Here is a 10960-nt window from a genome sequence, read left to right on the forward strand (position 1 = left end):
AAGAAGAGGAGGAAAGGATTTAAGTAAGTGGTAAGCGAGGTGGAACTTGAAAAATCTTTATCAATTTTGAAAAAATATTTGTTCGGATAACTCGAACCCTTATTTTTGCACTCCATTTAGGATTGCCAGATAGTATAATGGTAGTAAGACAGTTTTTGGTACTGTTTGTCGTGGTTCGAGTCCATGTCGGGCAACTTTCATAAATACAACGTCTTGATAAAAGAATTTTATCAAGACGTTTTTATTTTTGGGGCACAGATTTTAGAGCGAATTCAGACCTCAACTGGTAGCAATCCCAAATTAGGCACGAGACTCTTAAATGACCCAATTTTTTAGCAAGAAGCTGGGTGCTCCACAGGTCGACGCTCGTCTCCTCGTACCCTCCTATGGCCAATCATATACAACAAAAGCTGATTGGGCATTAGCACCTAGGTTCATTTATACCACACCCATAGCCGATATGTCAAATGCGTCACTATATGGATCACCTTAATAAACAATTGACTAGGCGCATTGACTGAATACCGGCAATATGATTTAGGCAATTGGGTGCGTAATATTGAGTGGGTGCGCCTCGCTGAAAAAATAAGAAAACACAAAATAGAAAAACGGAAGAGTTATTAGGAATAGGAAAAGTTCTGCCAATGGAGAAGCTAATTGACGTAATTACTAAAGCACTCGGTAAAGTGTCCAAGCATTACTTTGATCGAAAAGATATTGACACAAAAGCATATAAAATAAGAATATTGACAGAGGTGGGAGCGATGAAATGAGGACAATTGCTGCCATATCGAACGAGAACTTATTGCTGAATGGCGGCGTCGAATACGATGGGGGAATAGTTATTTCATCACCAATGCATTCTATCGCTCAAGCGATACAAACATCCTTACCAGATAAATCATTAAAAGAACGAGTCGAAGAAAGAGTTAGGTTTCAGGAGGAAAAAAGGCAGGCGAATCTGGAAGATATTACTGCTTTTGCCGCTGGAATTTTAACCAATGCGGGGCCAGTAAATAACCAACCAGTTGATGAAGGGTGGGCAAGCCGGTTTTTCAGACTGGCAGAAGATATTTCGGTTGATGAAATGAAGGCATTATGGGGAAGGATTTTAGCTGGTGAAATTAAAGCACCACGATACCTTTCATTAAGGACCCTTGAGCTATTGAAAAATTTGACTAAAACAGAAGCTGAACGTTTTATGAAAGTAGGCCGATTGGCCTTTGAAAGTGATAATCATTTCTTTCTGACATTTTCTAACCTGGAGGAGGAATTTGCAAACATCCCCCTTGATATATCTCCTTATGATGAGATGTTACTTCAAGAACTGAATTTATTAGCTTCTCAGCCTCGACAATTGTCCATTCAGGATGGGGGGAAAATGAGGAAGAAAGCTTTTTTTTATAGGTGATACTGCTTTGCACGTACTCGCGTGCTTAACAGTTTTATAAGCATAAATATCAGATAACTCCCATTCCTACTTATTCTTTTACCTGCTTGCAAAAATGGAAAGAAAATTAATGAAGGATGCGCATTATCTCTTAAGTATTTCTATTGAATGGTTTACAAAGACTTCCCGAGTCTTTTTAGGCATTGACAATTGCCTTGCAAATTGGTGAGGACGCGCGAAAAGAAAACAGTATTTGGCATTTTAGGAGCGGAGAAGTAAAAGATGAAGATTACCGTTTTAAAACGTGGGTAGGCATACACAATGCGTTAGCAATTTTTTTACACAATGCAGGCAGAACAGGCGAGGCGGTTCTTCACTATAAGAAAGCAGTAAAACTTATTACTCTTAGTGGAGACGTCAGGTGTCGCAGTTGCCGCCGTTAATCCTGGTAGTTTAGTATCTTAATGGCCCCAAAAACTTAACTTGGCATTGATATTGACAAAAACGGCAGAAAGCAGCAGCATAAGAACCTGCACTTCTTGCCTGGTTCGCTGCTAACACATAAGGCTAAGAAAATACGGGCAAGGCCGGACGAAATAGGAACACTGTTCTTAAAAATTTTTCTTTTATATTCGTTTATAACGAATCTGCAAACCTTGCAGCTGACATAATATTTCCTTTTACTTTAAAAGCCTTTCCCGATGCGAATAGTATTTGCGGTTATAGTAGCTGTTATTTTATGCATTACCGTTACTGCACAAAAAAGATTTGAACTGGCTGATCTTGCCAAACTCACCACTATCAGCGATCCTCAAATATCACCTGATGGTAAAAGTATTGTGCTTGTAGTGTCGAGACCCGAGTACAAACAAAATGTGTTTGTTGCAGAATTGGTACTGATAGATATTGTTTCAGGTAAACAAACGGTGCTAACACAAAACCGTCCCGTTGTTTCACAGCCGCGATGGTCCCCGGATGGTGCACAACTGGCATTTTTAGCAAAAACAGGAACAGGCAAGGATGCAGCTAACCAAATATTTATTTTATCAACTTTTGGCGAGGCAAGGCAACTGACTAAAGCGACAAAAGGCGTACAACACTTTAGCTGGAAGCCCGATGCGCAGGCAATTGCGTTTGTGTCTGCTGATGAACCATCTAATAAAGCCGAAGCCGACAGAGGTAATGATGGTTTTGAAGTAGGTAACAACGACATGTTTTTAATTGCTGCGCCAACACCCTCGCATATTTGGCTGATGTCAACGGTTAGTGGAGAAGTTAAAAGGCTTACCTCTGGCTCCTGGAGTTTGCCTGTAACCATCCCTCCCGGCGCTCCCTCATCTCCGTTATCATGGTCGCCGGATGGAAAGATGATAGCGTTCGTAAAAGTGATTGGACCGCATTCCGGAGATGTCCCAAACAGAAGCGTGCAGTTGCTGAATGTCGAAACTGGCGCTATAGCACCACTGACAGGTCGCCGCAAGTTTGAAGGATACCCGTCGTTTTCTGCTGATGGCACCAGCATCAACTATGGCTACCTTAGAGATGGTATCCAGGGCAATATCAATGACATTTACGTTAGTCCTGTCACAGGCGGGGAGGGTCGTTGCATTACAACAGCACTTGACCGTGAAATGAGCCGTGCGTTTTGGATGCCTGATGGCAAAACTTTATTGGTGGGTGGTCATGATGATAACCGGGTTTCACTATGGCTGCAACCCATGAATGGCACTGCAAAAAAACTCAATCTTGGTTCGCTAAGCCCCTCCTGGTCTTTCTGGATTGATGCTTTTGTAGATAAAAACGGAGCTATTGCATTCACCGCCTCAGACCCAGGGGAGCCAACAGAATTATACTACATGTCATCACCAACAGCACAACCGAGGCGGTTGACCCATTTCAATAAAGAAGTTGGCGACATGAGTATGGGCAAATGGGAAACCATCCGATGGGAGCTCGAAGGTTTCAAGCACAACGGATTACTCACCTACCCTGTAAATTATACGGCAGGCAGTAAATACCCGTTGGTTGTAATGGTGCATGGTGGGCCAGCGGCTGCATCAGTAGAAACGTTTTCTTCACGTACCCAGCTTTTAGCGAATCATGGTTATTTTGTTTTTGAGCCCAACTATCGTGGCAGCGACAACATGGGAAGCGCATATAAAAAAGCAATCATTAAAGATGCAGGAGCTGGCCCCGGCCGTGATGTGATGGCAGGATTGGCCAAACTGAAAAACACCGGCATGATAGATACAGGTCGCATCGGCGTTACAGGCTGGTCGTATGGTGGTTTTATGACAGTGTGGTTAGCAGGCCATTACCCCGGCTGGAAAGCTGCCATTGCAGGCGCTGCCGTTACTGACTGGGTTGATCAGTACAACCTGGGCGACGCTAATGTAAACCGTGCAGCCGCCGTCGGCGGCTCTCCCTGGATAGGTGACAATATGAAATTATATACCGACCAGTCACCTATTACGATGGCTCATAAAATTACGGCTCCCACACTTATTCTTGCCAATACCGCCGACCCCCGTGTGCCTGTAACCCAGTCTTATAAATTGTACCATGTTTTAAAAGACAATGGTATTCCCACTAAATTCATAGCCTGGAACATACCCGCTCACAATGCCAGCGACCCCGTGCGCCAAATGGAGGTAAGCCGCTTATGGATTGACTGGATGGACCAATACCTGATGAACAAAAAAGGGCTATAGGAAATTAACTGAGAAGAAAAGAAAGAGATTGTTTTGCGGCAGGTGGTGCTGCATTGTCTTAGCGGCGTCTCCAACGCCAGGCCTTGTGCGTAATCATGAGACCATGGGGAGCATCCTTGGTTCCCTGCTATCACAAAAGCTAGAGAGGAGTAGGTAGGGCTGAGCAGGGAAAAGGAAGGCAGCACCATCATCGTACAACTTTAAACAATTACAATTGATGAAACCCATTCTCCAAATACTCCTACTACTGATGCCACTGTTTTGTTGTAGCCAGCAAAGAACTATTGATAGTTTAAAACAGCTGCTGCCTACAGCTACAACAGACTCTGCACGATTTCAGTTATTCAGTAATATAGTTTCTAATTATCGTGCTACTCATTATGACTCAGCTTTATACTATACAAACGAATCCTTATTGCTTGCTCAAAGAAATGGAAAGAAAATTAACGAAGCGCGGGCATTAGCTCATAAAGGATTTCTATTGAATCGGTTACAAAGACTTACCGAATGTTTTCAGGCATTAACAGCTGCATTGCAAATTGCCGAAAACCCGCGAAACCAAGACAGTTTATGGGACTTTAGGAGGCCAGAAGTAAAAGTTGAAGATTATCGTCTCAGGACGTTGGCAGGCATACATAATACTCTGGGAATTTTCATGGAGAATGTAGGCAAACACGACCAGGCAACGTTTCACTACAGGGAAGCCATAAAATTTTACAGTGTTAATGGAGATTCTTTAGGTGTAGCAATTATTAACGTTAATCTTGGTGCCATGTATTGGAAACGCCTGAATAAGCCCGATTCGGCCTTGTTATTTACGCAAGCAGCAAAAAGCATTTTTTTACAAAAAAAAGAGGAAAGCCGTCTAGGACTTGTTTATGCTGTAATGGGTGCCAGCTATTGGGCTATTCATAATGACAGTCTTGGCTTAGGATACTTGTATAAAGCGATAGCAATCAATAAAAAGTTTAACGCGCCGGATATGTTGGTATACACATACAGGATTTTGGCAAACTTTTATATACAAAAAAGGAACAAGGCCTCTGCCCTATACTACGCCCGAATGGCGGCAAACATTCACATCCCCGTAAATTCAATGGACCTTGGGGATGATTTCGAGAATTTGGCCAGGAGCTACGAGTTAAATAATAAGCTGGATAGCGCCTATAAATACAAGGGGATTGCACTCGCTACTTATGATAGTCTTTATCAGTTTCGGATCAAGGGTTTAATAGGTTTCCAACAGCTTTCTTTTGACCAGCAAAAGCAATTGCAACAATTGGAGGCAGATAAGATGGTGGTGCAGAACAGAACAAGAATGTATACCCTGTTTGGAGGTTTATCGCTTACTATTCTCATAAGCTTCTTTTTGTACCGGAACAGCCGGCAGCAAAAGAAAGCCAACCTGCTGCTGCAACAACAAAAAAATGAAACCGACCAACAGAAGCTGAAAGCGGAAAGCGCTTTGCAACAATTGAAGGCTACCCAATCACAACTCATACAATCAGAAAAAATGGCATCTCTGGGAGAACTGACCGCCGGTATTGCCCACGAAATTCAAAACCCGTTGAACTTCGTTAATAACTTTTCCGAGGTAAGTTCAGAGCTTGCGGATGAAATGGAAGAAGCGCTTATGAAAGACGATAAAGAGGAAGCAATTGCAATAGCAGGGGACATTAAAGAAAACCTTCAAAAAATAAACCGTCATGGCAAGCGTGCAGATGCGATTGTAAAAGGCATGCTCGAACATTCAAGGGCCAACACAGGCAAGAAAGAACTTACAGACATTAACGCTTTAGCCGATGAATATTTGAGATTAAGCTATCATGGTTTAAGAGCCAAAGAAGGAGACTTTTATGTAGAGATTGAAACGGATTTTGATGAGAGCTTAGGTAAGGTAGAAGTTGTACCACAGGATATAGGAAGAGTATTGCTGAACTTATACAACAATGCATTCTACGTTGTAAATGAAAAGAAGAAAGCGCCGCCCCTAAAGGGAGAAAACTATGAGCCAACAGTAACTGTAACTACAAAACGAATTAGCTCCCCTTTTGGGGCAGGGGAGCTTGAAATTTCAGTAAAAGACAATGGCAGCGGCATTCCTCAAAAATTCGTAGACAAAATCTTTCATCCATTCTTTACAACAAAACCAACAGGGCAAGGAACGGGATTAGGATTGAGTTTAAGCTACGATATTATTAAAGCACATAATGGAGAGATAAAAGTGGACAGTAAAGAAGGTGAGGGAACGACCTTTATCGTACACCTTTAAATTATTCACTGACCATGAAACACGTTTGCCAAATACTGCTACTGCTGATGCCGCTGTTCTGCCGCAGCCAACAAAGAACAATTGATAGTTTAAAACGGCTGCTGGCAACAGCTACAACAGACTCTGCCAGATATAAACTAGCCGATAATATAGTTTATAATTATCGTTTTACTCGTTATGACTCAGCTTTATACTATACAGGCAAGGCTTTGTTGCTAGCTCAAAAAAATGGGAAGAAACTTAATGAAGCCCAGGCATTAACTTATAAAGGATTTCTATTGAATCGTTTACAAAGACTTACCGAATCCTTTCAGACATTATCGGCGGCATTGCAAATTGCCGAAAACCCTCAAAACGAAAACAGCTTCTGGAACACTAGGAAGCCAGAAGTAAAAGATAAAGATTATCGTCTTAGTACCTTGGCAAGTATACATAATAGACTCGGAATATTTATGGAAAATGTAGGCAGAACGGACCAGGCAACGTTTCACTACAGGGAAGCCATAAAATTTTTCAGGGTTGTTGGAGATTCCTCAGGTGTGGCACTTATTAACACTAATCTTGGTGCCATGTATTGGAAACGCCTCAATAAGCCTGACTCTGCCTTGTTATTTGCGAAAGCAGCAGAAAGCATTTTTGCACGAAGAAAAGTGGCGGGAAGCGGGTTAGGACTTGCTTATGCTGTGATGGGAGCAAGCTATTTAGCCATAGACAATAACAGTCGTGGGGTAGCTAGCATGTATGATGCAATATCAATTAGCAAAAAGTATAACACTCGGGATATCTTGGTATACTCATACAGGATTTTAGCAGACTTCTATGTACACGAAAAGAATAAGGACTCGGCCCTCTACTATGCTCAGAGGGCCGCTAACATCCATATACCAATTAATACAATGGACCTTGGGGATGATTTTGAGATTTTAGCCAGGAGCTACGAGTTAAATCAAAAGCTGGACAGTGCCTATAAATACCAAGCGATTGCACTCTCTACTTATGACAGCATTTATAAGAATCGAATCAAAGGTTTAATAGGTTTCCAGCAGCTTTCTTTTGACCAGCAAAAGCAATTGCAACAATTGGAGGCAGATAAGAAAGATGTACAAAACAGAATAAGCTTCTATACCTTATTTGGCGGCTTAAGTCTTACTATATTGGTTAGCTTCTTTTTGTACCGGAACAACAGGCAACGTAAAAAAGCGTATGCACTGCTGAAAGAACAAAAAGAAGAACTTGAAAAGCAAAGAAGAGAAGCACAAATAGAAGCAGCACTTGAGCGGGTGCGGTCAAGAACAATGGCCATGCAAAAAAGTGAGGAGTTGAAGGAAGTAATTCAATTGGTTTTGGATCAGCTATGCGAGCTTAACTTTCACATAGACTCAGCTAGTTTTGCAGTAGAACTTCGGGAAAGCGATGATTTGAGAATTTGGGTGGCTGTACCAGGTCACCAATATGCTTCCCAGATTAATCTTCCTTATATAGATCATCTAATATTCAACCGCTTTGTTCAAGCAAAGGAAAAACGAGAGCACTTTTATGCACTCACCTGCACAAAGGAAGAGAAAGACAGGTGGTTTGATCATTTTTTCAAATATGTAGCGTTAACGGCGGAAAGAAGAAAGGCGGTGTACAGTAGAACCGGCTGGAGCCAGTTATCTGTATTAATGGAAACGGTTGCACTAAATGTTCAGAATTACTCCGGCATTTCATATTCACAAGAACAGAATGACACACTATTGCGGTTTGGTAAAGTATTCGGACAGAGCTATACCCGTTTTCTTGATTTACAGAAAGCCGAAGCTCAGGCAAGGGAAGCTCAAATAGAAGCAGCATTGGAACGCGTAAGGGCCAGAACAATGGCGATGCAAAAAAGTGAAGAGTTAAGAGAAGTTATTCAATTGATTCAGGATCAATTATTCGGGCTTCATTTCAACACAGATTCGGCGAGTTTCACCATAGAGCTCAACGAAAGTAATGATATGAGAATTTGGGTCGCTGCGCCGGGTCAGCAATATGCCGCCAAAATCAATCTTCCTTATATCAATCATCCAATATTCAATCTATTAATGGAAGCAAAGGGAAAAAGGGAGCATTTTTTTACACTCACCTGTCAAAAGGAAGAGAAAGATAAGTTTTTTGATCATTTCATTAAACATGTTCCTGGCATCCCGGAAGATAGGAGAAACTTCTTTTACAGTAGCGACGGCTGGGCCCAGTCTTCGGTATTAATGGAAACAGTTGCACTCAGTATTCAAAACTATTCAGGTATCCCTTATTCAGAAGAACAAAATAGGTCGCTATTACGGTTTGGGAGAGTGTTCGAACAGACCTATACCCGTTTCCTTGATCTGCAAATAGCCGAAGCAAACGCCAAAGAGGCAGTCAGGCAAGCATCTATTGACCGTGTCCGTGCTGAGATAGCGAGTATGCGTACGACCTATGATTTAGAAAAAATAACTCCCTTAATTTGGAATGAGCTAAAAAACTTGAAGGTTAGTTTCATAAGATGTGGTGTTTTTATCATGGACAAAGAAAAAGAACAAATACAAGTGTATTTGTCAACCCCTGATGGCAAAGCTATTGCTTCATTCCAGCTGCATTACAACAGTAAAGGCATTAGCGAACAGATGCTAAGTAACTGGCAAAACAACCAGCCTTTTATTGATCATTGGAATTCAGACACCTTTAGCCAATGGACAAAAAGTTTAGTTGAAGAAGGAGCAATAAAGGCAGATGAAAAATACACCACTGAAAAACCACCGGAGAATTTGTATTTACATTTCCTTCCTTTTGTACAAGGCATGTTGTACGTGGGCAATGTTGCGCAGTTGAAAGAAAATGAAATACAATTGGTTCAGTCTCTAGCCAATTCATTTGCCACCGCCTATGCCAGATACGAAGATTTCAACAAACTGGAAAATGCAAAACAGCAGGTTGATATTGCGCTGAAAGAATTACGTTCTGCACAGCAGCAACTCATACAATCAGAAAAGATGGCAAGCCTTGGAGAACTGACTGCAGGGATTGCACACGAAATACAAAACCCTTTGAACTTTGTAAATAATTTTTCTGAGGTAAGTTCAGAGCTGGTTGATGAACTGAAAGGTGAAAGGTTAAAGGTGAATGGTGAAAGGGATGAAGAACTGGAAAGTGAGTTATTAGATGACTTATCGAATAACCTACAAAAAATAACACATCACGGTAAGCGCGCCGATGCAATTGTAAAAGGCATGCTTGAACACTCAAGGGTAAGTACTGGTCAGAAAGAAGCAACAGACATTAACAGTTTGGCGGATGAATACTTACGATTAAGCTACCATGGTCTACGAGCAAAAGACAAAGATTCTAATGCAGATTTCGAAACAGATTTTGATGAAAGTGTTGGCAAGATAGAAGTTGTCCCGCAGGATATTGGAAGAGTCTTGCTCAACCTGTACAACAATGCTTTCTATGCAGTAAACGAAAAGAAGCGGCAGCTAAATGGAACGTTTGAACCAACAGTAACAGTTGCCACAAAAAAAACCGCCGACAAAGTAGAAATTGTGGTGAAGGACAACGGAAACGGCATTACTCAAAAAGTAGTTGATAAAATCTTTCAACCCTTCTTCACAACAAAACCGACGGGGCAGGGAACAGGGTTAGGATTATCATTAAGCTATGATATTATCAAAGCACATGGAGGAGAGATAAGGGTGGAAAGCAGAGAATGGGAAGGAAGCATATTTACCATTGTACTGCCTAAGTAAAACGTAAACCAGCGTTATGAAGCAAAAATCAAAAAAGGTAATTCAACCGATTACCATACTGTTGTTATTGATTTTATCTACAAGCATATCCACAGATTTCTGTTAATGCGGATAGTGCCAAAAAGATTGCAGGTGTTGCGGGATGACACGGCAAATACAAATCTGCTTCATCAAACAGCCGGATCCTACCAACTGGCAAACCCTGATTCGGCTTTTCACTACGCCATAAAATAATACGACCTGGCGGAAAGACTTAATTATTTCCAAGGTCTGGCAAATGCTTACGGGGATTCAGTTATTACTACCTGTTACAAGGCAGCGGAGGCAGACTCCTCGAATATGGGTATAAAATGCTTCCCATTACCGAAAAATTGAATGATACTTTATTATTAGCACACTCTTACGACCTGATATTCTGGGTAACGCTGGATTAGGAAATCATGCTGGTAATTTACTATGGCAGAAGAAAGCATTCGCTATAGGTGCCTTTTTTGGCCCGATTGAAAAGGCCTGTCGCACAACCAACCTAGGTTATGCTTATTTCAGTGTAAAGCACCCGGACTCTGCACTATTCTACTTTCTGCAGGCGTACAAAATTTTTGATAGTTTGAATGATAAGCGAGCGCTTTGTTTCCCTGTAGACGGATTGGCCAAAACAAGCTTTGCATTGGGTGAATTATAAAAAGGCAAAGAATACTGCCCGTGAGTTGATAACCAGCTATACTAAGAGAGTGCCCTGTTTAAAACATATTCACGTTTTAATGGATGGCGGATGCAATAATAAGCGCCATAGATAACATAAAAAAACCTGCTAATATCGCCAGGGCAATGTTGTTTTTTT

Annotated in this window: 5 protein-coding genes; all 5 read left to right on the forward strand. The window is 41.5% G+C overall.

Annotated elements, in window-relative coordinates; all coding sequences use genetic code 11:
- Nucleotides 1–644: 644 nt before the first annotated feature.
- The 5 genes from JWR87_RS19350 (at nt 645) to JWR87_RS19370 (ending at nt 10119) form a co-directional block, all read left to right on the forward strand.
- Entirely contained in the window at nt 645–773 is a 129-nt protein-coding gene (locus JWR87_RS19350; RefSeq protein WP_297823381.1) for a hypothetical protein, read from the forward strand.
- Complete coding sequence (locus JWR87_RS19355) at nt 770–1411, forward strand: DUF2806 domain-containing protein (protein WP_297823383.1); 642 nt, start codon at nt 770–772, stop codon at nt 1409–1411. The genes JWR87_RS19350 and JWR87_RS19355 overlap by 4 nt, the downstream gene beginning before the upstream one ends.
- A gap of 680 nt (nt 1412–2091) precedes the next feature.
- Nucleotides 2092–4101 carry a S9 family peptidase gene (locus JWR87_RS19360; RefSeq protein ID WP_297823385.1) on the forward strand — a complete coding sequence of 670 codons (2010 nt, stop codon included), beginning with the start codon at nt 2092–2094 and terminating at the stop codon, nt 4099–4101.
- Nucleotides 4102–4318: 217 nt separating this feature from the next.
- Entirely contained in the window at nt 4319–6373 is a 2055-nt protein-coding gene (locus tag JWR87_RS19365) for an ATP-binding protein (protein ID WP_297823387.1), read from the forward strand.
- 14 nt (nt 6374–6387) lie between these two features.
- A complete protein-coding gene (locus JWR87_RS19370; protein WP_297823389.1) occupies nt 6388–10119 on the forward strand; it encodes an ATP-binding protein in 3732 nt (1243 codons plus the stop codon).
- Nucleotides 10120–10960 lie beyond the last annotated feature (841 nt).

The sequence above is a fragment of the Segetibacter sp. genome, assembly GCF_025963695.1.
In the GTDB taxonomy this organism is placed as follows: Bacteria; Bacteroidota; Bacteroidia; order Chitinophagales; family Chitinophagaceae; genus Segetibacter.

Bases quoted from the DNA above. Each gene is read 5' to 3' on its own strand.
- JWR87_RS19360 (WP_297823385.1), top strand. From the start codon at position 2,092: ATGCGAATAGTATTTGCGGTTATAGTAGCTGTTATTTTATGCATTACC.
- JWR87_RS19370 (WP_297823389.1), top strand. From the start codon at position 6,388: ATGAAACACGTTTGCCAAATACTGCTACTGCTGATGCCGCTGTTCTGC.
- JWR87_RS19355 (WP_297823383.1), top strand. From the start codon at position 770: ATGAGGACAATTGCTGCCATATCGAACGAGAACTTATTGCTGAATGGC.
- JWR87_RS19350 (WP_297823381.1), top strand. From the start codon at position 645: ATGGAGAAGCTAATTGACGTAATTACTAAAGCACTCGGTAAAGTGTCC.
- JWR87_RS19365 (WP_297823387.1), top strand. From the start codon at position 4,319: ATGAAACCCATTCTCCAAATACTCCTACTACTGATGCCACTGTTTTGT.